This is a genomic window from Pseudomonas sp. LBUM1657, assembly GCF_059716075.1.
The window spans coordinates 2,452,404-2,473,424 of the sequence record NZ_CP166799.1 but is presented as its reverse complement, the minus strand read 5'-3'; the positions used below and the strand labels follow the sequence as shown (position 1 = coordinate 2,473,424).

Genomic DNA, 21,021 nt, shown 5'->3' with positions numbered 1-21,021 from the left:
GGAAGGCTCAGGAGCAAGGTTTCGCCAGTTGCCAAACGTCCAACAACCGCACCATTAAAGAAAATTACTAGCGGGACGCTCCAGCCGTAGGAATTATCAAATAAACCCTTCTTCCGATGAATCGTGATTTCCATGTCCCGCCCTTAATGTGGTGATCACACAGAGTATCCGCATTTTGACGACCAGCTATCCGGTCGCTCGATAACAACGCCCCCCCAAAAAGCCATCAACAACAACCACCAGCCTCATCCCAACAACCACCGCGACATCAACCGCGTCATCATCGGCATCAACCAATAAACCATACTAAACGACACCAACCCCGAAACCATCACCTTGAATCCCCAGACCGGCACCCACAGGCCAGACAGTTCAAGCAGCGCCGCCACCCCCCAAGGCACAAGCACGGTCAATGGCAATACGATCAACCAGGACAGTAACCATTGTTTCCATCGCGCAACGGTCACCCGACCTTGCAGCGGCTCGAACCAGAATTTCGAATCGTCGTCTGTACGGTGGTAGTCCTGGCGCAGCCAGGGCAAGGACTCGCGCAACAAGGCGTGACGTACCTGGGATTCCAGTCAAGCCATGACATGGGCCTTGCTGACAAAGCGCAGGATGATCGCGTAGCGCAAGTGCGAGCCAACTGGTTTGACCACATCCGTCGCCAGGTAACCCGGAAACTGCCGGTGGGCGTCGATGGCCTTGTTCATCCATTGTTCATACAACGCCTGATGCTGCGGATTGACCTCATGCACAATCACACTGACGCCAACTTCGGCGTCGATGCTCATGGTTGTTGCCGCCTGAGCATGGCCCGCTGGTAGATGCGTTCGCGTGCCAGAATCATCGGGTCGTGGCTGGGGGCAATGCCGTCGGGTATGTCACTGGTGCACGACTTCATTGATCGAGGGCAACTGGTCGTGGTTCTACCGGACTGGGCTCCGCGAACTGAAATGATCTACGCCGTGTTCGCAACCCGGCAGGGGATGCTGCCGTCAATGCGGATGCTGATAGATTTCATGGTGGAGCAATTCAAGTTATTGGATGACCCTGCGCGCGGGATGCGGGTGACTCCATTGGTTTGATGCCCTGCTTCAGAACACCGCCGACAAAAAAAAGCCCGCTAACCGTCACCGGTTTAGCGGGCTTTTTGATCGGTCTTCTACTTACAAAGCCATATCACTAGCAGCATTAGCCTTCGGCGCCTTAGGCGCTTCAGCCGGAGCAGCAGCCGGAGCCACCGCCTGACCCATCGCCGGTGGCGGAGTCAGTTGCAGCACTTTGGAGGTGTAAGCCCACTCCTCGGCCACCTTCTCAGGACTACCATTCAACTGAGTGCCATAGCTCGGCACGATCTGGTGCAGCTTCTCCTGCCAAGCAGGGCTCGCAACCTTGTCCTTGAACACTTTCTGCAGCACGGTCAGCATGATCGGCGCAGCGGTCGAAGCGCCTGGCGATGCACCCAGCAATCCGGCAATGGAGCCATCAGCAGAAGCAACGATTTCGGTACCCAGTTTCAGCACGCCGCCCGCCGCTTCATCACGCTTGATGATTTGCACGCGTTGGCCGGCTTGCCACAGGCGCCAGTCTTCGGCTTTGGCGTTCGGGAAGTATTCTTTCAGGGCGTTGAGGCGGTCTTCGTCGGACAGCATCAGTTGGCCAGCAAGGTACTCGACCAGCGGGTATTCCTTGATGCCGACTTTGGTCATTGGCCACACGTTGTGCGTGGTGGTGGTGGTCAGCAGGTCCAGGTACGAGCCTTCTTTGAGGAACTTGGTGCTGAAGGTCGCGAATGGGCCAAACAGGATGACGCGTTTGCCGTCCAGGACGCGGGTGTCCAGGTGCGGAACTGACATTGGCGGTGCGCCGACGGAGGCTTTGCCGTAGGCCTTGGCCAGGTGTTGTTCGGCAAGAGTCGGGTTTTCGGTCACGAGGAACGAGCCGCCTACCGGGAAGCCTGCGTATTCCTTGGCTTCAGGAATGCCGGACTTCTGCAGCAGGTGCAGTGCACCGCCGCCCGCGCCGATGAACACGAACTTGGCGTCGGTTTCGGTTTTGGTGCCGTCTTTCAGGTTTTTGTAGCTGACGCGCCAGCTGCCGTCGTCGTTCTTGGTGATGTCCTGCACTTCGCTGGACAGTTTCAAGTCGAACTTCGGGGTGGTCTGCAGGTGCGCAACGAACTGGCGGGTGATTTCGCCGAAGTTCACGTCGGTACCGATTGGAGACCAGGTGGCCGCGATTTTCTGGTTCGGGTCACGCCCTTCCATCATCAGCGGAACCCACTTCTTGATCACAGCCGGGTCTTCGGAGTACTGCATGCCGGCGAACAGCGGGCTCGCTTGCAGGGCTTCGTAGCGCTTTTTCAGGAACTTGATGTTGTCATCGCCCCACACAAAGCTCATGTGCGGTGTGGAGTTGATGAACGAACGCGGGTTTTTCAGCACGCCTTGCTGAACCTGCCAGGCCCAGAACTGACGGGAGATCTGGAACGCTTCGTTGATTTCAACGGCTTTCGGGATCTGGACGTTGCCCTTGTCGTCTTCCGGGGTGTAGTTCAACTCGGCCAGGGCGGAGTGACCGGTACCGGCGTTGTTCCAGCCGTTGGAGCTTTCCTGGGCGACGCCGTCGAGGCGCTCGACCATTTCCATCGACATGCCAGGTTCCAGCTCATTGAGCCATACACCCAGGGTTGCGCTCATGATGCCGCCGCCAATAAGCAGCACATCGACTTTCTTTGCCTCTTCCGCGTGAACGGAAGTGATCCCCATCGACAAAGCCAGCCCCAGCAGGGCCGTGTTCATTTTTTTAAACATCTGTAGCACCTATGATAAAACGCCATCCGCCCTTCCATCTTCAGTTGCGAGGCCCTTGTTTCACGGCATTCAGGCAGGATGTCGTGGGTTCTCGCACATCAGATTGGAGGGTGGGCACACAAGGCCGACGTGTTCCATCGACCTCAGTTTATATGTCCCTACTGAACTGACTTTTTATCTTTATTGGTCTCAGCTACTTGAGCGACAGTGATTCTGTTGGCGCGTCTCGAGGACACGCAAACTGAATAGGTCAAAGCAAGTTAGGGTGAAGAATATCACGACACGGCAAACCCGCGCGTCTGTTCCCGACCTGATAGTCCGGGCACAAGCGCTGAGCCCACTATACTGATCCTGTTTTTCTCGATGAGCCTGTGGGGAACAGTCATGAGCGACAAAGACGATCTGCGTAAATATTCCTCTCAAGTGGTCGATGGCGTGGAACGCGCGCCCGGGCGCTCCATGTTGCGCGCCGTGGGTTTCACGGACGAGGACTTCAAAAAACCGCAGATTGGCATCGCCTCCACGTGGGCCATGGTCACGCCGTGCAACATGCACATCGACAAACTGGCGATCGAAGCCGAAAAAGGCGCGAATGCCGCCGGGGCCAAGGGCGTCATTTTCAACACCATCACCATTTCCGACGGCATCGCCAACGGCACCGAAGGCATGAAGTATTCGCTGGTGTCGCGGGAGGTGATCGCCGATTCCATTGAAGTGGTGGCCGGTTGCGAAGGCTTTGACGGGCTGGTGACCGTGGGCGGCTGTGACAAGAACATGCCGGGGTGCCTGATCGGGATGGCGCGGCTGAATCGCCCTTCCATCTTCGTGTACGGCGGCACGATTCGGCCGGGCGCGGGCCACACCGACATCATTTCCGTGTTCGAAGCTGTGGGCCAGCATGCGCGGGGGGATATCAACGAGATCCAGGTCAAGCAGATCGAGGAAGTGGCGATTCCCGGGCCCGGTTCCTGCGGCGGTATGTACACGGCCAACACCATGGCCTCGGCCATTGAGGCCTTGGGCATGAGCCTGCCCGGTTCCAGCTCTCAGGACGCCGTCGGCAGCGACAAGGCGTCGGACAGTTTCCGCGCCGGCCAGCAGGTCATGGAGCTGCTGAAGCTGGACCTCAAACCCCGCGATATCATGACCCGCAAAGCCTTTGAAAATGCGATTCGCGTGGTGATCGCCCTCGCTGGCTCCACCAACGCTGTGCTGCATCTGCTGGCCATGGCCCATGCCGTGGATGTCGAGCTGACGCTGGATGATTTTGTCGAGCTGGGCAAGGTCTCCCCGGTGGTGGCCGACTTGCGCCCCAGCGGCAAATACATGATGAGCGAACTGGTCGCCATCGGCGGCATCCAGCCGTTGATGAAGCGCATGCTCGCGGCCGGCATGCTGCATGGCGATGTACTGACGGTGACCGGCAAGACCCTGGAGGAAAACCTGGAAAACGTGCCCGACTATCCCGAAGGCCAGGACGTGATCCTGCCCTTCGATCAGCCCGTCAAGAAAGATTCGCACCTGGTGGTGCTGCGCGGCAACCTCTCGCCCACCGGTGCCGTGGCCAAGATCACCGGCAAGGAAGGCCTGCGCTTTGAAGGCACGGCTCGCGTCTACCATGGCGAGGAAGGCGCGTTGGCCGGCATCCTTAACGGCGAAGTCGAGGCAGGCGATGTGATCGTGATTCGCTACGAAGGCCCCAAGGGCGGCCCCGGCATGCGCGAAATGCTCTCACCCACTTCTGCAGTCATGGGCAAAGGGCTGGGCAAGGACGTGGCGCTGATCACCGACGGGCGTTTCTCCGGTGGCTCGCACGGCTTTGTGGTGGGGCATATCACCCCCGAAGCCTTTGATGGCGGCCCCATCGCGCTGATTGAAGACGGCGACAAGATCACCATCGACGCCGAAACCCGGCAGATCACAGTGGATGTCTCCGACGCCGAACTGGCCGAACGCAAGACCCGCTGGGTACGCCCGGAATCCAAATACAAACGCGGGGTGCTGGCCAAGTATGCGAAGACCGTGTCCAGCGCCTCGGAAGGCGCTGTCACGGATAAATATCTTTAGATGACTTTGACACTGCGCCAGTTGCGCGAATGCAGAGCAAGCCACTGTTCCAGCGTAACGAGGTCAATGTGTTCTTTGGCGTTGAACGTGCTTGCCTTGTCCCAAGCCACGCCCCGACCCTCGGCGAACACCAGGCGATATTTGCTCAGTTGATCGTCGGGCGCCTTCGCCAGTTCAGCCTTGAGTATCGGCACACTCCACGCCACGCGAGAAATCTTGCGAGCGAGTGCGGACTCCACGACGTCCGCCAAGTGCGCATAGGTGATCGTATCGCCGGCCACGTGCAGAATCTGGTTCGCAAACGGTGGCTGCGTAAACACGATTGTCGCGGTGAGCAGGCCGATGTCCTCAGGCGTGGTGATCGTCAATCGCGTGTTCCAGTCCCCGAGCGCATGAACTCTGCTATTGGCCAGATCGACGACGCCGAAGGCGGGATCGAACAGGAAACTGGTGAACATGCCAGTCGATACGATCACCCACTCGATACGCTGTTGAGCACGCAACAGGTTGCGCACGTGCAATTGCTCGTCAAACAGATCCTGCGCGCTGCCAGGGCCGATCACGTCGTAATCCACACCGAATTGCCATGGGAAATAACGTTTGACTCCGGATTCGATGGCCGCTTGAGCCAGTTTGATCTGCGTACCTGGCCCTGCTGCAAATCCTACACAGCTGATCACCGTATCAAAGGGCGCAAACAGTGCCGCCAACTCGCCCACCGTATCCTTCGCGATATCGCCACTCACGGTTTTGATGCCCAATGCGTGCAGCTCTGATAGCTGCGCGAGCCGGCCCGGGTCTTGAGTCTCAATGGCCGAAGCGCGAAGCAGAACGGCCACGCTGGCCCCCGAAGCCTGGGCGGACAGTTCCCGCATCACAGCCATGCCCAGTTCGCCGGCGCCGAGCACCAGGATGGTCCGGGAGCCGGTGTTTTCGTTGTTGCCCATGGTGTTTCTCCTCATCGCAAGATGACTGAAATTCAGCAATCATGCTGGCACCCTTCGACGCCACGCATAAGTAGGCACACGGGTGATACCGGAGAACCGATTGGACATTTCAGACATTATCAATAGGTCAAAAGCGGCCTGCGAAGCGCTGAGTGCCGATGACGACGGACTCAAACGCGAAGTACTGACGCACGCCGGTAATCGCTGGTCATTGGGGATTGTTTACGCGCTGGGCGTTGCAGGACCACTGCGCCACGCCGAAATTGGCCGGCGTATGGAAGGCGTGACTCAGCGCATGTTGACCCGGACATTACGCCAGTTGGAACGCGATGGCCTGGTCTTGCGCCATGACTACCACGAAGTGCCGCCACGGGTGGAATACGAACTATCCACACTGGGGACCGGGCTGCTGGAGAACATGATCCCGCTGTGGAATTGGGTGATGGATAACGCGGCCGGTTTCCGTGCGGCAAGAGCGGAGTATGAAAAGGGAATTAAATGAATCTGTCCCCTTTTCCCAGCAGAAACGCGATCTCTGTGGGAGCGGGCTTGCTCGCGAAGAGGCCTTCACCATCAACGGAGATTGAAGGAATCCGTCCGCCTTACTCTCTCAAGTCAACTATCGTCAGTTTTTGATCAATGTGCACTCTCAAGGAAGCACTCATGACGGATACAGCGGTACTCCAAGGCGCGCATTTCCAACACTTGCTCACCCAAGATCCATTGAAGGAAGCGACTGTTTTTTGCCAAGGCTCAAGCAGCATGCTTTTTGAGCGAAGCGGCAGGCTTTATCGCCTTACCCGTGAGGGTTGTGGTCATAATTTCCTTGCCCAGCAGTGGGCCCATGGCAACCGTAATGTGGTCGAGGTTATTCATGATTACGGTGCTGTTGGCCGTTCCGACTTTGCCCACTCAGACAACGAAAAAGAGTTCTACTGGCTAGCCGAAGTGGAACGGCTGGTCACTTTTGATGAGCACGAAGAGCCTGTGCTGGCCAACCTGTTAGCAGGATTTTTGGATGACCAGGATGAGTTACCTGGCAACGCGGTGCTTGCTGAACAGTGCCGCTCTTTAGCCGAGGAACATCCAGATTTGGCCGGTCTGTTGAGAACGCTGGCTGACGCTGCGGACTTTGCCGAGCGCAATGAGGTCAGCGCCGATGCCAAGCTCGACAACATCATGCGACGCCCCTCTACGGGGGAGCTTGTCTGGACCGATCCGGTGGATGGTTGCTTTTATGCGTTGTAGTCGCCGCGCCTCATAAACCGAGTGTTTGGGGTATCTGAAAATGCCAATGTGTACGAAGTGCGGTGGAACCCGGTTCAATAGCTGGAATCGTTGTATGGACTGTCGCAACGGACGAGCCAAGGTTCGGGCGCTGCGCCTGAAAGAGAACGGAGGGACTCACACTGAAGGTGAGTGGAGAGAATTACTTGACCGTTCCCCTTCGTGCGCTGAGTGCGGGCGGCTATGGTCCGTCATTCCGCGCAGGCCAGACCCGCGTTACAAAAACGTATGGACCAAAGGGCACAAATTGCCTGTTTATCACGGCGGGACCGACGACATTCTGAATATTCAGGCCGAGTGCTATGAATGCAACTTCAAGAAAAATGCAGGCGCCTTGAAGAAACGCTAATGCGTGACGCCTAAGCCCGGCTTGGCCGGGCTTATCTAACCCTCAAAGCCGAAACCGATCCACCGACTGCGAGAGCTTGCCCGCCAGGGTCGACAGTTCATCGGTGGTCGAAGCCGTCTGGCCAATGACCTTGCTGTTGCCTTCGGACATGCCCGCGATCATTTCCACCTGATGGGCGATTTCGTTGCTGGCCAGGCTCTGTTCACCGATGGTACGGGTGATGTCGTTGACCAGCTGGGTTGTGTTCAGAGTCGCTTCGAGGATTTCACGGATGGCGCGCTCGACGTCGGCAGTCACGGCCATGCCTTTGTCGACCTGCGCAACGCCCGCCTCCATGCTGGTCACCGCCTCGCGGGTGCTTTGCTGGATGCGTGAGACCATGCTGGCAATTTCCTGGGTGGAGGCGCTGGTGCGTCCCGCCAGGCTGCGTACTTCGTCGGCCACCACGGCAAAACCGCGGCCCTGCTCGCCGGCGCGTGCGGCCTCGATAGCCGCGTTGAGCGCCAGCAGGTTGGTTTGATCGGCAATGCCCTTGATCACCTGAATGATGCTGAAAATTCCTTCGGACTCTTTGTCCAGCGTGCGGATCACCTGGGCCGACTGCTGCGCCGAGCGCGCAATCCCGTCCATGTCGTTGACCACCTGATGGATCACGCGGCCGCCATCCTTGGCCAGTGCCTCGGCCTGGTTGGCCATGTTCAGCGCACGTTCGGCATGCCGGGTGATTTCTTCGATGCTCGCGGTCATTTCGCTGGCGGCCGCGGCCATGGTGCTGGCCGCCACGCTTTGCTGCTGACTGCTGCCGGCGACCTGATGGCAGCCACTGCTCAATTGCTCGCTCATGCCGCTCACACCGTGGGCGTTGCTGCGCACGACTTCGATCATGCCGCGCAGGTCGCGCTGCATGGTTGCGAGGCTGCGAATCAACGCGCTGGCTTCATCGTTGCGGGTGGGTTCGGCAATCGGTTCGCTCAGGTTGCCATGGGCGATGCTCTCGGCAATGCGGCTGGCAGTCTGCAATGGCCCCATGATGCTCAGAATCACCCAGCGTCCCTGGGCGAGCAGCAACAACAGGCTGGCGATGAGCACGCCACCGAGGGTGAAGTTGGCGTTGCTGATCGCCTGCGAAGTACCTGCACTGGTCTGATGGGTGTTGGTTTCGATCAGTTCGCTGAGGGCCGCCATCTGATCTTCCAGCTGGCTGAATGCGGTATTGAAGCTGCCCAGGTCTTTTTGCGCGGCCTCCGGATTTTCAAGCGCCAGCCCGACGATCCGTTCGGCAGTAGTGATGTAACTATCGAGACTCGGCTTGATTTTGTTCAGGCCCGCTTTGATGGTGTCGTTGACCGGCAACTTGAGGTTGTCACCGAGCAGTTCACGAAAATTCGTCGCATGCTCCGCGATGGAGCTGCGCACCTCTGCCTGGGTGCTGGTGCTTTTGCCCAGCCCGACCACCATCGCCGAGAGAGCATCCGCGCGTAACGCATCGTGCATCATGTCGGCTTCGAGGTGATTGCGCAGCGCGGTCATGCTGACCTCGTTGGCACTCACGGCTTCAGCCATCTGCGCATTTCCCAAGTAACTGACCAGGCTCATGATCAAAGCAGTGAGCACACCGGTGCCAATCAGCAACAATAAACGTAGTTTTATCGACACGTGGTGGTTCCCCTGACAGGTGGATAAAGCCCTCCGCGGAAGGCTTTTCTGAACAGGTTATCGACCTCGCCAAGCGGGAATTGAAGGCTATTTCCATACGCTCGTTTTTTTGCGACATGCGGTAGTCGCGCCCGCCACGAGGTATCAGGTTTCAGGAATAGCGTGAGTCTTGCAGCCCAGAAGTTCTTGCAGGGTCAGCGCGTTGCCCACTGCAAAACCGCTGGCGGTGTTATCGAAGATGCACCAACTGACGATGCCCGGTTTCACCTGCTGCGCCAGCGCCGCCAATCGGCTGCGGTCATAGTCGCTGTGATAGATGCGCGGCGAGCCATGCCACCGCCAGTAATGAATCCCCGGCCAACCGCCCGGTGCGTCGCCACCGGTTATGGGCGATGGATCGGCAGCGACCCGCCCGACTGTCTGCTCGATCAATAACGCGCCAGCGTTTAACCAGCTTTCATGTCGTGGTTCAAGCACCACCGCTCCTGCGTAACGCTGGCGCAGCGCCCGGAAAAAGGTGGTGGCCGTGGCTTCGTCAAAGGCTAGCGACGGCGGCAACTGAACCAGCAGGCAACCCAACGCATCGCCCAGCGCGGTGCACGGGGATAGAAACTCGTCCAGCAAACACTCACAGCCCTGCAATCGCTGAACATGCGTGATGAGCTTGGGCACCTTGACCGAAAAACGAAACGCCGCCGGTACCGACTCTGCCCAGCGTTGATACGTTTGGGGTCGATGGGGGCGATAAAACGAACTGTTGATTTCAACCGCCGTCAGTTGCGACGCATACCGCTGCAGATGCGTCCCGTGGGCAGGAAACAGTGGCCAGTGCTCACGAGGCAGGTTCCAGCCGGCACAGCCGACGTAAACCGATGGCATCTGAATCGCTCCCCTTGCTCATTTTCCGGAACACGGCCCGGGTCTTTAACTTCGAGAAAAGCCCTCGGTGCAAGTTCGTTTTTTCTCAATCCCATGCTAGGTTGTACGATGACCGATGAGTCGTATGTTTATCACCCACAACAACAAGGAAACACCCATGAAAAAAGTGAAACTGCTGATTGGTTTTCTATGCCTGTTCAGTGGCTATGTAGCGGCCGGCCCCGCTTCGGGGGACAAGGAGGTTGCGCAAGCTGTCGATCATCTGACCCAAGCCATGTTGCACAAGAACATCCCCCAACTGAACGCGCTGACCGCCGAGAACCTGACCTATGGGCATTCCAGCGGGAAGATCCAGGACAAGAAAGCCTTCATCGCCGATATCGAAACCGGCAAAAGCGCCTTCAAGACTCTTGAGATGCAGAACCAGACGATCACCGTGTCAGGCGATGTAGCACTGGTCCGCCACCACTTCTCGGCACAAGCCCTCAAGGGCACCGAAGTGATTCCAACCGAAATCGAGAACTTCCAGATCTGGCAAAAACAGAAAGGCCAATGGCTGCTGGTAGGACGGCAAGCGTTCAAGTTCTGATGGTTGCGTAATCCAAGGAGAATGGACGAAACCCATTCCCCTTTCTCATCTCGAAATGCAGCGCCGATCATCTTCAGCCAAGGCCAGCGAGCCTGATAACTCCTGGCCTTCTACTCGAACAAATACGGCTGACGGATGAACCCGTGCCTGGTTCTTGATTTCGATGTTCACGTCGAGGTCGTGAAACAGACGGCGCGCGGGCCAAAGACTGAGCCGCATAAGGCGCACCTCTGGTTGACGCTGTATTGACACGACCGCTCGTCGCCTGCCCCTGAAAATCCCCCTTGACTTCAATTTCCTTCTGCGCGAATATTATTTCCATCGCATACGACTGAATCGCATACGATAACAAATTCAACCCACTACAACCTTGAGAGTCCTTCCCATGAGCAAGATCGAAAAAGTACTGGCCACCGGCAAAACCCACACCATCGTCAACGCCGCTGGCAACACTTCCCGTGGCCATAACGGCAATCTCGACATCACGCTGTCGTCGCCAGGAAGCGCCAACCCGGCCCATGTGTTCACCGCTATCCAGCCGCACCCGACCGCAGAGCAATTGTTCGCAGGCGCATGGTCGGCCTGCTACATCGCCGCGGTGGGCCTTGTGGCCAAGGACATGAAAGTAACGCTGCCGGACGGTTTCTCCGTCGATATCGAAGTCGATCTGGGCCAGACCGGTAATGCCTACTTCCTCCAGGCCCGACTGAATCTTCGCGTACCAGGCCTGGCGAATGACGTCGCGACTGAATTGGCACACGCCGCAGACCAACTCTGCCCGTACTCCAAGGCAACCCGCGGCAACATCGACGTAGCCCTGAACGTTTTCACGGCGTGATACCGGCTGGCAATTTTTTAAATTTCAAATACATCGCATGCGATACAAGCGCATACAATTAATGTCTATCGAAACAATGAGGAATCACCCATGAGCAAGATCGAAAAAGTACTGGCCACCGGTAAAACCCACACCACCGCCAGCAGCACTGGCAACACTTTGCGCGGTCATAACGGCAGCCTCGACATCACCCTGTCGTCCCCCGGCAGCGCGAAGCCAGCGCACGTGTTCGCAGCTACCCAGCCGCATCCGACTGCCGAGCAACTGTTCGCCGGCGCATGGTCGGCCTGCTACACCGCCGCCGTCGGACTCGTCGCCAATGAAATGAACGTGGTGTTGCCGTCTGACCTGTCCGTCGACATCGAAGTCGATGTAGGTCAGACCGGCCCGGCCTACTTCCTCCAGGCTCGCTTGACGCTGCGCGTGCCGGGTCTGTCGCAAGAAATCGCGACGACGCTGGCGCACACCGCCGACCAAATCTGCCCGTACTCGAAGGCGACACGCGGCAACATCGATGTGGCCCTTAACGTCCTCACGGCGTGATGCACCGCGCAGCCGGTTCGACGTGCCCTGTGCGTCGAACCGGCCGCCGGCCGCCACTGTCGCAAACCTGCGACCAATAGTTGGCGCACTTCCGACATGATCGTGTACGCCGTATAGTTTGGTACTTGCGAGATATCAGTCTTTCTGGCCAAAGAGGTAACCCATGAAACCCACCGACAAGGCGGCCCCCGCTGACCCGAAGCTTTCCGACTTCCTGTGTTTTGCGGTCTATTCCACGAACCTGGCCTTCGGCAAGGCGTACAAGCCGATACTCGAGCAATTCGGGCTCACCTACACGCAATACATCACCATCGTTGCGCTCTGGGAAGAAGAGGACGTGACCGTCGGTAGCCTCGGCGAAAAGCTGTTCCTGGAATCGAACACGCTCACGCCGATCCTGAAGAAACTGGAGGCGATGGGGTATGTGCAACGCCAGCGCGACCCTGAAGACGAACGCCAGGTGCGGGTCAGCCTGACGAAAAGCGGCCGACAGCTACGGGAAAAACGCGCGGAAATGGGCCTCTCCGACTCGACGGGTCTGGACGCGGACGAGTTCGCGAAAATCCAGAAGGCGGTCGTCCAGCTGCGCAACAATCTCATCCGCTCGACGAAAAACGGGAATGAGCCTTAGCCGGCCGGACTGAGGCAATCGCGCCTTACTGCGGCTGAAAAGTCTGAAGGTAGGCCAACAGGTTTTCGATCTTTTCGGGGTCGCTGAGCCCCCAGAAAATCATGCGCGTTCCGGGGACCAAACCTTTGGGATCTTCGAGGTACGCGGTCAGTGTTTCGCGGGTCCAGACCACGCCGGACGATTTCATGGCGTCGGAGTACAGGTAGTCCGTCGTGCTGCCCGCATGGCGCCCGAAAATTCCGTTGAGTTGCGGACCAAAAGCCCCCCGCGCCGAATCCCCGACTTGATGGCACCCTCCGCAAATCCGCTTGAACAGTTTCCCTCCCGCCTCGGCATCGCCGGCCGCCGCTGCTGGCGTACTGAATAATCCTGTGCCGAGCATTAAAGCCAAGGTGAGTACGGCGGTTTTCTTCATGTTCTGCTCCAGATCTGCGGTTCCTCGCTTTCAATCGGAATCTGCAAACCCACCTTCACATTGCTCATCGACACCAGCGTCTTGAATCGCTTCACGTTGTTGTTCTCGAAAAACAGCACCCGCGTCAGCTCCGTGTACTGCTCCATGTTTCGCACAGTCAGCACCAGCACAAAATCCCACTCCCCGGCCACGTAGTAACACTGCTGCACTTGAGGGCAACCGGCGAAGCTGCGTTTCATCGCATCCAGCAAATCGAGGCGCTCACTTTCCACTTCCACCTGGGCGACGATGGTCAACGGATAGCCGAGTTTTTCCGGGTCAGCCACAGCCACGGTGCCTTTAATGACGCCGTCCTGGGTCAGACGTTTCAGGCGTCGATTCACAGCAGCCGATGAAAGATTGACCCGCGCGCCTAGCTCACTTTGGGACAGGCTGGCGTCCTGCTGGACTTCGGCGATCAGCTTCAGGTCGAAGGCATCGAGACTCATACGGGTGGGCTCGCAATAAAATTGATGTAAACCGCGTAGATACGCACTGAAAATCCATTATCGACATGGATAACAAGCAATCAGTGTACGGGGTGCGAGATATTATTTCAGGACACACATCGCCCCACACCTGGAGCCCGCGATGCTGATTGCCAATCCAAACGCCGCCCGTCATGCCTACCCGGACGAGCTGAAAGCCCTCCTGAATATCCGGACAGCTAGCGAGAGCCGCACCTGGCTCGCGTACTGGAATAGGCTCAATCGCGTCGGCACCCCGTTGTTCAGCCTGCCAGACTTGGCCGCCCGCCTTGGCGTCGCGCAACTGTGGGTGAAGGATGAGTCGAGCCGCTCGGAACTGGGCAGCTTCAAAGCCTTGGGCGCACCGATCGCACTGGTGCGGTTGATCCTGCGGCTGTTCCCTGATCAACACTTCGAACCCCAAGGCCTGTTGACGGGTAAGTACCGCGACGCGCTCGCCGACTTCACGGTGATCAGCGCCACCGACGGCAACCATGGCCGCGCCCTCGCCGCCGCCGCGCAAAGTGTCGGGTGCCGCTGTGTGATCGTGTTGCACGCCAACGTCAGCCTCGAACGAGAACAGGCCATCGCCGCCTATGACGCGCAGATCGTGCGGGTCAGCGGCAACTACGATGAATCGGTGCAAGAAGCGGCGGCGCTGGCCGTCGAGCATGGCTGGCAGGTGGTGTCCGACACTTCTTATGAAGGCTACGAAGACATCCCTCGGGATGTGATGCAAGGCTACGGCACCCTCGCTGCGGAAATCGTGGAACAAAGTGGCGGCCAATCCTTCACACACCTGTTTTTGCAGGGCGGCGTCGGCGGTCTGGCGGCGGGTCTGGCGAGTTACTTCTGGGAACTGAGTGGCGCCGGACGTCCGCACATGATTGTTGTCGAACCCCGGCAAGCCGACTGCCTGTTCCAGAGCGCCCTCGCCGGCCATGCGACGAAAAGCCAGGGCTCGGTGGACTCGGTCATGGCGGGACTGGCCTGTGGTGAAACCTCGCCCCTGGCATGGAAATTCCTCCAAACCAGCATCGACCATTTCATGACCATCGAGGATGACGACGCGGTCAACGCCATGCGCCTGCTGGCTCACGGCAGTGATCGCGACGTCCCGTTGATTGCCGGTGAATCGGCCGTGGCCGGCCTCGCAGGCCTGATCAATATCCTTGAGTCACCCTCGCTGGCCGCCGAGACCGGCATTGATGAACACTCGCGCATTCTGCTGATCAGCACCGAAGGCGCCACCGCGCCTGCGGTGTACGCCGAGCTGGCAGGTGAAACCGCGGAGTCTGTGTTGCAACGTCAAAGCGCCTGGTTGCAACGTCACACCCGCTGATCGCTATGTATTGGTTTTCAACTTGGTCCACAGACGCGTACTCAGCCGTGCGATGGCCGCCGGCAGATCCTCGACGGTAAACAACTTGTCCATCACGTTTTTCGGCGGGTAAATCGCCAGGTCCTGTTTCACGGCTGGAACAACATACTCATCCGCCGCGATGTTGGGGTTGGCGTAATGGATGCTGTTGCTGATGTTGGCAATGACTTGAGGGGTCAACAGGTAGTTCATGTAAGCGTACGCGTCCTTCTCGTGCGGCGCGCTTTTGGGCATGACCACCATGTCGAGCCAAAGGGTCGAACCTTCATCAGGGATCGAATAGGCGATGTCGATTCCGTTGTTGGCTTCCTTGGCACTGGCGGCGGCCTGCACGATGTCGCCATTGAAACCAATCACCGCGCAGACATTGCCGTTAGCCAGGTCGCTGATGTACTTGGAGGCGTGAAAATATTGAACGTAAGGCCTGATTTTCAACAGCGCCTGCTCGGCTTTCTTATAGTCCGCCGGCTCGTGGCTATGGGGTGGCAGCCCGAGGTAATTGAGGGTGATCGGCAGGATCTGCGTCGGATTATCGATAATCGCCACACCGCACTCGCTCAGCTTCTTGATGTTGTTCTCATCAAAAAACAGGCTCCAGGAATGGGTGACATCGGTGTTGCCGAAGATCGCTTTGATTTTCTCGACGTTGTAACCAATGCCGGCGGTGCCCCACATGTAGGGATAGCCGTACTGGTTACCCGGATCATTGACTTCCAGTTTTTTCATCAACGCCGGGTCAAGGTTTTTCCAGTTGGGTAGCTGACTTTTATCGAGCTTCTGGATCGCCCCAGCCTTGATCAATCGGGACAGAAAATGGTTCGACGGACTGACCACGTCATACCCGGTATTGCCCGTCATCAACTTCGATTCCAAGACTTCGTTGCTGTCGTGGATGTCGTAAGTTGCCTTGATCCCCGTTTCCTTGGTGAAGTTGGTCAAGGTGTCTTCGGCGATGTAGCCGTTCCAGTTGGAAATATTGACGACCTCATCCGCGTAAGTGGCGGCCGACAATGTTGTCAGCACGACCATCAGGGAAATTTTGTTGATGCGCATGTTCAATCACCTTTCTTGATGAGCTTTTATTCTTTTTGAGTCGCCGGATTTTCTAGATTTCTGTTCTGGCCCTGACCGCCTCCACGCGCATTCGAAGCATGGCACCGATGTCGAGCAAGGGTTTGGGCGGGAGCCAGCCGGGCTGCGCCCTGTGCATGACCGACCGCAATATTGGCGAGCTGGCACCCGAGGCCATTTCGGCGAGCAGCCGTCCCCAAAGCGTGCCGCGCGCAACGCCCGAACCGTTGCAGCCGGCCACGGCGAACAACCCCTCTTCGACCTTGGCAAAATAAGGTTGGCCGGTGCGTGAGGCGCTCAGGTGTCCGGTCCAGGTGTATTGAATATCCGCCTCGGTCAACCCCGGAAAACGTCGCTGCAAACCCAGCACATGGTGTTTTCGACGGTGCAGCAGATCGCTGTTGGACAAATCCCGGGAGCGGTATTCCGCGGTGTTGCGGATCATCACCCGCCGATCCGGTGTCAGCCGCACCGTGGCACCGAGTGGCCGGGTGGACAGCACGCCCCACGGGTCGACAGCGCCGATCGCTTGAAACTCCGCGTCGCTGAGCGGCCGCGTAAGGCTGGCGCTGAGCTCCATCGGGAATGTTGCACTGTCGTCGATGCCGGCACGTGGGATGAAGGCGTTCAGGCACACCAGCACCTGCTGCGCCTCGATGCACCCCTCGATGCCATTGGCGCGAATGCGCCCTTCACCCAAACGTTCCAGGCCAGTGATATCGGTATTTTCATACAGGGTCACGTTGTCCGGCAGCGCATCCAGCAGCCCCTTCACGTACTTCGCCGGTTGCAGCAATGCGTTGCCATTGCCGCACCAGATCGCAGCCTGGTAATGCCGGGTTCCCAGTTTCTCGATCAACTGTTCACCTTGCAGAAATTGCGCTGAGGCGCCGACTGCGCGCAGCGTCGCAAGTTTGGCCTCGACATGGGTCAGCTTGCCGGGATCGTTGACGGCGAAGAAATAACCGGCGTCCCTGAAATCGCACTGGATGTCATGTCGGGCAATGCGCTGACGGACTTCTTCGCTGGCGGCGCGGGAAATCGAGGTGTCCACTTCAAAACCGGCAAATCCCTGTCCCCCCATCAACTCATCATCGCCCGGATGTTCGTGGGCCACCACGAAGCCTGAGTTGCGCGCCGACGCCCCTTGCGCGGCTCGTTGTCTGTCGACGACGACGATGCGTGCCTGAGGGTGCATGTCGGCGAGCGTGTGCGCGGCGCACAGCCCGGTGATCCCGGCGCCGATGACCAGCCAATCGGCTTTTTGCGTGCCGTACAGGGGAGCGCGACCCGGTGAATGACCGGCCTGCGCAATCCAGCCACATACATTTTCCATGCGTCACCTCATTTGACTGTCGTTCTGCGCGCCGCCTCGATCCAAAGCAGGACTGCATGCAGTAATCGCATGACCTAGTTTGTGATAACGGTCGCTAGAGCTAGAATCTATAAGGTCTTTAATCAATCAACCAACGTTATAAAATCATCGAGCTATTCTGAAAACGCATGGATAAAATTCGCCACGTTCCCTCTCTCCAGGCCCTGCAGGCACTGGTGGAAGTCGCTGATTCGGGCAGCTTCACTTTGGCGGCGCAAACGCTCTGCCTGACTCAAAGCGCCGTGAGCCGCAAGATTCAACAATTAGAGAGTCACTTCGGCGTCCCGATGTTCGTGAGGAGCAGCCGCAGTATTCGACTGACCCCTGAAGGCGAACAGGTGCTTGCCAGCGCCCGGAATATCCTCGAGCAATTGAAGATGCTCGAGGATCGGCTTTCTCCGCAGAAACGCCCGTTTCGTATCCGCATGCATGTGTCGCTGGCGGTGCGCTGGTTGCTGCCGAAACTGAGCGATTTCTACCGAACTCACCCGGACATTTCCTTGTCGATCGAGACCGTGGCGACGGAGATCGTCGAGCCGGCCAGCGACAGCGACGCCTACATCCTCTACCTGCCCGAGCCCTCCAGTGATCCTGATTGCCTGACCCTGTTCGACGAAACGCTGGTTCCGGTGTGCGCCCCTGGCTTGGGCAGCCCGACCCGGCCACTGGCGTCGGTGGAGGATCTTGTCGGCTTCCCGCTGCTGCATCGGTCTGCGGACAAGCAAGCGTGGATTGAATGGCTGGACGCCAACGGCGCCAGGTCGTTGGAGGACTACAGGCACATCCCCTTCAACCTCGACGAGTTGGCGCTCGATGCCGCCGCACGAGGCCTGGGCGTGGCGATGACCGACTTGACGCTGGCAGCGGAATCCATCGATCGCGGTGTGCTCATCGTCCCTTTCGGTCAACCGTTGAAGACCCGAGGGATCTACTCGCTGTGCCTGCAACCTTCGGCCGCCTCACATCCGGCGTGTTCGCTGATCATGCAGTGGTTCGCCCGGCAAACCGAACAGGACGCAGGTTGATTCACAGCCAGATACATTCTTTGCCGCGCGTACTTCGGCACGCTGCAATTGGCCGACTATTCTAAAAACCATCTGCGGCAACACTTTCTAGCCAGACAACAGGTGAATCGAGCCTTGGGTTAATCAACAACCTGCAACAGGAGAACCGTGTCATGAACGTCATGCTCAAGGGCATTGGAGTGTCATTGCTACTGGTTACAACGGCGGCATTCGCGCATCACGGCTGGAGTGAGTACGACTCAAGCAAACCCTTGCAACTGAGCGGTACGATCGAGGAATCCGGCTACTCCCATCCCCACGGATTCGTGAATCTCAAGACCGCCGACAAGACCTGGAACGTGGTCCTGGCGCCGCCATCGCGCATGGAGAATCGTGGTCTTTCCAAGGAAATGCTGGCGGTCGGCAATCAGGCCACCGTGGTCGGCTATCAGAACCGCAACAAACCCGATGAATTGCGGGCAGAACGCATCACGATTGGCGACAAAACAATAGAGTTGCGCTGATGGAGTCTACAAACACCGGAGGACCCGGTCCGCAAGGCTGGCTGGACTGGCTGGATGCTTCGCAACTGGGGGCCGCCATGCGCGGCGAGCTGTGGCTTTATCCGCTGGTCGAAGTGATGCACATCATTGGATTCATCGTGCTGGTGGGCGCGGTCTTCATGTTCGACTTACGGGTGCTCGGATGGTCGAAGGACATTCAAGTCACGGCCCTGGCCCGCCACCTTCTGACCTGGGCGGTCGCGGCCCTGCTGTTGATCGTTCCGGCCGGGCTGATGATGTTTACGGCCCACCCCCATGACTTTGCTTCCAACGACATTTTTATCCTGAAGCTGAGCCTGATCGCCACGGCAGGTCTGAATGCCGTGCTGTTCCACGTGGGTGTCTACCGTTCTGTCATGCAGTGGAACACGGGGGTCGCAGCGCCTGGCGTGGCAAAAATCCAGGCGCTGTTTTCCATGGCGTTATGGGTCAGCGTGGTGCTTTGCGGCCGGCTGCTGGCCTATACCTGACGGGCGCTACGTTCCACCGCCCACGCCTTCAATCGCATTGGCAAAAGCGACGCCGGCCTCGCGGACCAGCTTGCGCCATTCAGTGCTGGTAATCAGTCCCGTGCGCTCCATCTCATCGGCGGCCTTGAGCAGTTCGTCATACTGTTCTTCAGCATCCATGCGGATTTCTGGTTCCTTCAGGAGTCGATACCACGCCGCCAACGCCTCCTCTTTTCGATCATCGTTCATGGCCAAACTCCATCCAAAGGGCTGTCCTCGTTTGGAAGCCTGGCCATGGATGACCGTTCCTCGGTTCCGACATACGGCGAACGCTCTAGCGCGTCCGCTTTAGCGGTCAGGCGCCATAACCACCGTCGATATCCAACACCGCGCCGGTGACGTAGGACGCTTGCGGGCTGGCCAGGAACAGGATGCCGGCGGCCACTTCCTCGACGCCGGCGTAACGCTGCAGTGCGAGCGTCGCGAACAGCACGGGCACGGCTTCCTTGAAGGGCGCCGCCATGTCGGTATCCATGACGCCGGCCTGAACCACGTTGACGGTGATGTTGCGCGGCGCCAGGTCCCGAGCGGCACCTTTGGAGTAACCGACAATGGCGGCCTTGGTGCCCGCGTAGTCAGCCAGACCGGGGAAACCCGCACGAGTGGCGACACCCGAACCGATGGTGATGATCCGACCGCCCTCGCCCATCACTTTGACGGCCGCGCGAATGTTGGCCACTACGCCGGCGACATTCACCGCCCATTGGCGATCCATGGCGGTGTTATCGATATCCGGGCTGTCGATCGGCAAGCCCTGATTCGCGAGTGCGGCGTTGTTGACCAGGATGTCCAGTCGACCGAAATGCTCCACCACGGCCTGGATCAACCCCGGCGCCTGGCTGACTTCACCCTGGTCCGCCTGAAAGGCTGCTGCCTTCACCCCTTTGGCCTCAAGTTCACGGACCAGCGCTTCGGCCTTGTCCGCCGACGCCACATAACTGATCGCCACCTGCGCGCCTTCGTCCGCCAACGCCAGTGCCGTAGCGGCACCCAGGCCACGTGAACCGCCGGTAACCAGGGCGACTTTACCTTCGAGTTGTTTCGTCATTTCAGTGTCCTCGCGTTTGCATTTCATGACGACCGAGCCGGACGCGCGAACGCCTCGGCAATGGCCAGGGTGTCCTCATAAATATGCATCCGGATGATCTCGCCATTGGTCACCATCAGATGCATGGCAACCGGCGTTGCCATCTGCTGCCCGTTGCTCACCAGTACATGACTGAAATACCCGAACACCACGGCGTCCTCGCCATCCACAATGATCTTGTCGATACCGACTTCGCTCTGGCCGGGCTCGAAATGCGACCACATGCTGCGTAAATACGGGGCGACTTCATCGCGGCGGGTGCGTGCGCCAGCCCAGGGCAAGCGCGTTGAATCAGGTACGAACCAGTCGATTGTCTCGGCGAAGAGTTCAGCGACACGGTCGGGGTCACCTTCGCCCAGGCGTTGGAAAAAAGCGTCTACGGTGCTGCGGGTGATGGACATGCGGGGCTCCCGTCATCAGTTGAAGCTCAAAACCGCCAAGCGGCAATGGCCTGACTATGCGCGCATCAATCAGGACGGATAAGTCCTGAATCGGTAGTATCAGTTTC

The 21,021-nt window shown here is 58.5% G+C and carries 26 protein-coding genes and 1 pseudogene; 13 read left to right on the top strand and 14 right to left on the bottom strand.

The genetic code is table 11. The annotated features are described in order from the left end of the window. Positions 1-245: 245 nt before the first annotated feature. Together ACA055_RS11365 and ACA055_RS11360 are read right to left on the bottom strand one after the other, a co-directional pair. On the bottom strand, positions 246-557 hold the full coding sequence (locus ACA055_RS11365) for a putative antibiotic biosynthesis monooxygenase (protein ID WP_497683703.1): 312 nt from the start codon (positions 555-557) through the stop codon (positions 246-248). A 24-nt stretch (positions 558-581) separates the two neighbouring features. Next, on the bottom strand, positions 582-794 hold the full coding sequence (locus ACA055_RS11360) for a putative antibiotic biosynthesis monooxygenase (protein WP_497683702.1): 213 nt from the start codon (positions 792-794) through the stop codon (positions 582-584). 33 nt (positions 795-827) lie between these two features. On the opposite strand from ACA055_RS11360, the gene ACA055_RS11355 reads away from it, so the two are divergent. Then, a complete protein-coding gene (locus ACA055_RS11355; RefSeq protein ID WP_497683701.1) occupies positions 828-1,088 on the top strand; it encodes a hypothetical protein in 261 nt (86 codons plus the stop codon). Between the two features lie 81 nt (positions 1,089-1,169). On the opposite strand, the gene mqo is transcribed toward ACA055_RS11355, so the two are convergent. Next, the gene (mqo, locus tag ACA055_RS11350) at positions 1,170-2,816 is read right to left on the bottom strand and encodes a malate dehydrogenase (quinone) (protein WP_497683700.1); all 1,647 of its coding nucleotides are present in this window, start codon (positions 2,814-2,816) and stop codon (positions 1,170-1,172) included. A 384-nt stretch (positions 2,817-3,200) separates the two neighbouring features. Between mqo and ilvD the strand changes: the two genes are divergently transcribed. Then, positions 3,201-4,883, top strand: coding sequence for a dihydroxy-acid dehydratase (gene ilvD / locus ACA055_RS11345; protein WP_497683699.1), 1,683 nt, complete (start codon positions 3,201-3,203; stop codon positions 4,881-4,883). Here ilvD and ACA055_RS11340 read toward each other — a convergent pair. Then, positions 4,880-5,830, bottom strand: coding sequence for an aromatic alcohol reductase (locus ACA055_RS11340; protein ID WP_497683698.1), 951 nt, complete (start codon positions 5,828-5,830; stop codon positions 4,880-4,882). The two genes, ilvD and ACA055_RS11340, sit on opposite strands and share 4 nt — an antisense overlap. A gap of 100 nt (positions 5,831-5,930) precedes the next feature. Here ACA055_RS11340 and ACA055_RS11335 point away from each other — a divergent pair, with 100 nt between their 5' ends. The 3 genes from ACA055_RS11335 (at position 5,931) to ACA055_RS11325 (ending at position 7,466) form a co-directional block, all read left to right on the top strand. Beyond that, positions 5,931-6,332, top strand: coding sequence for a winged helix-turn-helix transcriptional regulator (locus ACA055_RS11335; protein WP_497683697.1), 402 nt, complete (start codon positions 5,931-5,933; stop codon positions 6,330-6,332). 161 nt (positions 6,333-6,493) lie between these two features. Then, positions 6,494-7,078, top strand: a complete 585-nt coding sequence (locus tag ACA055_RS11330; protein ID WP_497683696.1) for a hypothetical protein — start codon at positions 6,494-6,496, stop codon at positions 7,076-7,078. 40 nt (positions 7,079-7,118) lie between these two features. Continuing rightward, positions 7,119-7,466: an HNH endonuclease gene (locus ACA055_RS11325; RefSeq protein ID WP_497683695.1), complete on the top strand. Its 348-nt coding sequence runs from the start codon at positions 7,119-7,121 to the stop codon at positions 7,464-7,466. Between the two features lie 42 nt (positions 7,467-7,508). On the opposite strand, the gene ACA055_RS11320 is transcribed toward ACA055_RS11325, so the two are convergent. The 3 genes and pseudogenes from ACA055_RS11320 to ACA055_RS11310 form a co-directional block, all read right to left on the bottom strand. Beyond that, the gene (locus ACA055_RS11320) at positions 7,509-8,234 is read right to left on the bottom strand and encodes a methyl-accepting chemotaxis protein (RefSeq protein ID WP_497684387.1); all 726 of its coding nucleotides are present in this window, start codon (positions 8,232-8,234) and stop codon (positions 7,509-7,511) included. Positions 8,235-8,366: 132 nt separating this feature from the next. Continuing rightward, positions 8,367-9,122: pseudogene (locus ACA055_RS11315) on the bottom strand (MCP four helix bundle domain-containing protein); the annotation flags it as partial. Positions 9,123-9,266: 144 nt separating this feature from the next. Further along, positions 9,267-10,001: a DUF72 domain-containing protein gene (locus ACA055_RS11310; RefSeq protein ID WP_497683694.1), complete on the bottom strand. Its 735-nt coding sequence runs from the start codon at positions 9,999-10,001 to the stop codon at positions 9,267-9,269. A gap of 157 nt (positions 10,002-10,158) precedes the next feature. Here ACA055_RS11310 and ACA055_RS11305 point away from each other — a divergent pair, with 157 nt between their 5' ends. The 4 genes from ACA055_RS11305 to ACA055_RS11290 all read left to right on the top strand — a co-directional run bounded on the left by ACA055_RS11305 (position 10,159) and on the right by ACA055_RS11290 (position 12,602). After that, positions 10,159-10,590, top strand: coding sequence for a nuclear transport factor 2 family protein (locus tag ACA055_RS11305; RefSeq protein ID WP_497683693.1), 432 nt, complete (start codon positions 10,159-10,161; stop codon positions 10,588-10,590). Between the two features lie 385 nt (positions 10,591-10,975). Next, positions 10,976-11,428, top strand: coding sequence for an Ohr family peroxiredoxin (locus tag ACA055_RS11300; protein WP_497683692.1), 453 nt, complete (start codon positions 10,976-10,978; stop codon positions 11,426-11,428). 90 nt (positions 11,429-11,518) lie between these two features. Next, positions 11,519-11,971 (top strand): Ohr family peroxiredoxin, encoded by a 453-nt coding sequence (locus ACA055_RS11295; protein WP_497683691.1) that lies wholly within the window; start codon positions 11,519-11,521, stop codon positions 11,969-11,971. A gap of 163 nt (positions 11,972-12,134) precedes the next feature. Further along, positions 12,135-12,602, top strand: coding sequence for a MarR family winged helix-turn-helix transcriptional regulator (locus ACA055_RS11290; RefSeq protein WP_497683690.1), 468 nt, complete (start codon positions 12,135-12,137; stop codon positions 12,600-12,602). Positions 12,603-12,627: 25 nt separating this feature from the next. Here the strand turns inward: ACA055_RS11290 and ACA055_RS11285 are convergent, their stop codons facing one another. Then, the gene (locus tag ACA055_RS11285; RefSeq protein ID WP_497683689.1) at positions 12,628-13,017 is read right to left on the bottom strand and encodes a c-type cytochrome; all 390 of its coding nucleotides are present in this window, start codon (positions 13,015-13,017) and stop codon (positions 12,628-12,630) included. Continuing rightward, complete coding sequence (locus tag ACA055_RS11280) at positions 13,014-13,505, bottom strand: Lrp/AsnC family transcriptional regulator (RefSeq protein ID WP_497683688.1); 492 nt, start codon at positions 13,503-13,505, stop codon at positions 13,014-13,016. Before ACA055_RS11280 ends, ACA055_RS11285 begins: the two co-directional genes overlap by 4 nt. A gap of 142 nt (positions 13,506-13,647) precedes the next feature. Here ACA055_RS11280 and ACA055_RS11275 point away from each other — a divergent pair, with 142 nt between their 5' ends. Beyond that, positions 13,648-14,865 carry a diaminopropionate ammonia-lyase gene (locus ACA055_RS11275; protein ID WP_497683687.1) on the top strand — a complete coding sequence of 406 codons (1,218 nt, stop codon included), beginning with the start codon at positions 13,648-13,650 and terminating at the stop codon, positions 14,863-14,865. Positions 14,866-14,868: 3 nt separating this feature from the next. Here ACA055_RS11275 and ACA055_RS11270 read toward each other — a convergent pair whose 3' ends face one another. Further along, complete coding sequence (locus tag ACA055_RS11270) at positions 14,869-15,957, bottom strand: polyamine ABC transporter substrate-binding protein (protein WP_497683686.1); 1,089 nt, start codon at positions 15,955-15,957, stop codon at positions 14,869-14,871. A 52-nt stretch (positions 15,958-16,009) separates the two neighbouring features. Further along, complete coding sequence (locus tag ACA055_RS11265; protein ID WP_497683685.1) at positions 16,010-17,311, bottom strand: NAD(P)/FAD-dependent oxidoreductase; 1,302 nt, start codon at positions 17,309-17,311, stop codon at positions 16,010-16,012. 167 nt (positions 17,312-17,478) lie between these two features. Here ACA055_RS11265 and ACA055_RS11260 point away from each other — a divergent pair, with 167 nt between their 5' ends. The 3 genes from ACA055_RS11260 (at position 17,479) to ACA055_RS11250 (ending at position 19,387) form a co-directional block, all read left to right on the top strand. Further along, positions 17,479-18,375, top strand: coding sequence for a LysR substrate-binding domain-containing protein (locus tag ACA055_RS11260; RefSeq protein WP_497683684.1), 897 nt, complete (start codon positions 17,479-17,481; stop codon positions 18,373-18,375). 152 nt (positions 18,376-18,527) lie between these two features. Next, positions 18,528-18,878: a DUF6152 family protein gene (locus ACA055_RS11255; protein ID WP_497683683.1), complete on the top strand. Its 351-nt coding sequence runs from the start codon at positions 18,528-18,530 to the stop codon at positions 18,876-18,878. Then, positions 18,878-19,387, top strand: coding sequence for a DUF6644 family protein (locus ACA055_RS11250; protein ID WP_497683682.1), 510 nt, complete (start codon positions 18,878-18,880; stop codon positions 19,385-19,387). Before ACA055_RS11255 ends, ACA055_RS11250 begins: the two co-directional genes overlap by 1 nt. Positions 19,388-19,393: 6 nt before the next feature. On the opposite strand, the gene ACA055_RS11245 is transcribed toward ACA055_RS11250, so the two are convergent. The 3 genes from ACA055_RS11245 to ACA055_RS11235 all read right to left on the bottom strand — a co-directional run bounded on the left by ACA055_RS11245 (position 19,394) and on the right by ACA055_RS11235 (position 20,914). Beyond that, a complete protein-coding gene (locus ACA055_RS11245) occupies positions 19,394-19,615 on the bottom strand; it encodes a hypothetical protein (protein WP_497683681.1) in 222 nt (73 codons plus the stop codon). A gap of 106 nt (positions 19,616-19,721) precedes the next feature. After that, complete coding sequence (locus ACA055_RS11240) at positions 19,722-20,474, bottom strand: SDR family oxidoreductase (RefSeq protein WP_497683680.1); 753 nt, start codon at positions 20,472-20,474, stop codon at positions 19,722-19,724. Between the two features lie 23 nt (positions 20,475-20,497). After that, the gene (locus ACA055_RS11235) at positions 20,498-20,914 is read right to left on the bottom strand and encodes a nuclear transport factor 2 family protein (RefSeq protein ID WP_497683679.1); all 417 of its coding nucleotides are present in this window, start codon (positions 20,912-20,914) and stop codon (positions 20,498-20,500) included. Between the last annotated feature and the right edge of the window lie 107 nt (positions 20,915-21,021).

Coding starts and splice junctions, on each gene's coding strand:
- ACA055_RS11285 (WP_497683689.1), bottom strand. CDS start 13,017: ATGAAGAAAACCGCCGTACTCACCTTGGCTTTAATGCTCGGCACAGGA.
- ACA055_RS11305 (WP_497683693.1), top strand. CDS start 10,159: ATGAAAAAAGTGAAACTGCTGATTGGTTTTCTATGCCTGTTCAGTGGC.
- ACA055_RS11250 (WP_497683682.1), top strand. CDS start 18,878: ATGGAGTCTACAAACACCGGAGGACCCGGTCCGCAAGGCTGGCTGGAC.
- ACA055_RS11270 (WP_497683686.1), bottom strand. CDS start 15,957: ATGCGCATCAACAAAATTTCCCTGATGGTCGTGCTGACAACATTGTCG.
- ACA055_RS11260 (WP_497683684.1), top strand. CDS start 17,479: ATGGATAAAATTCGCCACGTTCCCTCTCTCCAGGCCCTGCAGGCACTG.
- ACA055_RS11330 (WP_497683696.1), top strand. CDS start 6,494: ATGACGGATACAGCGGTACTCCAAGGCGCGCATTTCCAACACTTGCTC.
- ACA055_RS11320 (WP_497684387.1), bottom strand. CDS start 8,234: ATGGCCGCGGCCGCCAGCGAAATGACCGCGAGCATCGAAGAAATCACC.
- ACA055_RS11275 (WP_497683687.1), top strand. CDS start 13,648: ATGCTGATTGCCAATCCAAACGCCGCCCGTCATGCCTACCCGGACGAG.
- ACA055_RS11290 (WP_497683690.1), top strand. CDS start 12,135: ATGAAACCCACCGACAAGGCGGCCCCCGCTGACCCGAAGCTTTCCGAC.
- ACA055_RS11325 (WP_497683695.1), top strand. CDS start 7,119: ATGCCAATGTGTACGAAGTGCGGTGGAACCCGGTTCAATAGCTGGAAT.
- ACA055_RS11310 (WP_497683694.1), bottom strand. CDS start 10,001: ATGCCATCGGTTTACGTCGGCTGTGCCGGCTGGAACCTGCCTCGTGAG.
- ACA055_RS11355 (WP_497683701.1), top strand. CDS start 828: ATGCGTTCGCGTGCCAGAATCATCGGGTCGTGGCTGGGGGCAATGCCG.
- ACA055_RS11360 (WP_497683702.1), bottom strand. CDS start 794: ATGAGCATCGACGCCGAAGTTGGCGTCAGTGTGATTGTGCATGAGGTC.
- ACA055_RS11240 (WP_497683680.1), bottom strand. CDS start 20,474: ATGACGAAACAACTCGAAGGTAAAGTCGCCCTGGTTACCGGCGGTTCA.
- ilvD (WP_497683699.1), top strand. CDS start 3,201: ATGAGCGACAAAGACGATCTGCGTAAATATTCCTCTCAAGTGGTCGAT.
- ACA055_RS11300 (WP_497683692.1), top strand. CDS start 10,976: ATGAGCAAGATCGAAAAAGTACTGGCCACCGGCAAAACCCACACCATC.
- ACA055_RS11295 (WP_497683691.1), top strand. CDS start 11,519: ATGAGCAAGATCGAAAAAGTACTGGCCACCGGTAAAACCCACACCACC.
- ACA055_RS11245 (WP_497683681.1), bottom strand. CDS start 19,615: ATGAACGATGATCGAAAAGAGGAGGCGTTGGCGGCGTGGTATCGACTC.
- ACA055_RS11255 (WP_497683683.1), top strand. CDS start 18,528: ATGAACGTCATGCTCAAGGGCATTGGAGTGTCATTGCTACTGGTTACA.
- ACA055_RS11280 (WP_497683688.1), bottom strand. CDS start 13,505: ATGAGTCTCGATGCCTTCGACCTGAAGCTGATCGCCGAAGTCCAGCAG.
- ACA055_RS11235 (WP_497683679.1), bottom strand. CDS start 20,914: ATGTCCATCACCCGCAGCACCGTAGACGCTTTTTTCCAACGCCTGGGC.
- ACA055_RS11265 (WP_497683685.1), bottom strand. CDS start 17,311: ATGGAAAATGTATGTGGCTGGATTGCGCAGGCCGGTCATTCACCGGGT.
- ACA055_RS11340 (WP_497683698.1), bottom strand. CDS start 5,830: ATGGGCAACAACGAAAACACCGGCTCCCGGACCATCCTGGTGCTCGGC.
- mqo (WP_497683700.1), bottom strand. CDS start 2,816: ATGTTTAAAAAAATGAACACGGCCCTGCTGGGGCTGGCTTTGTCGATG.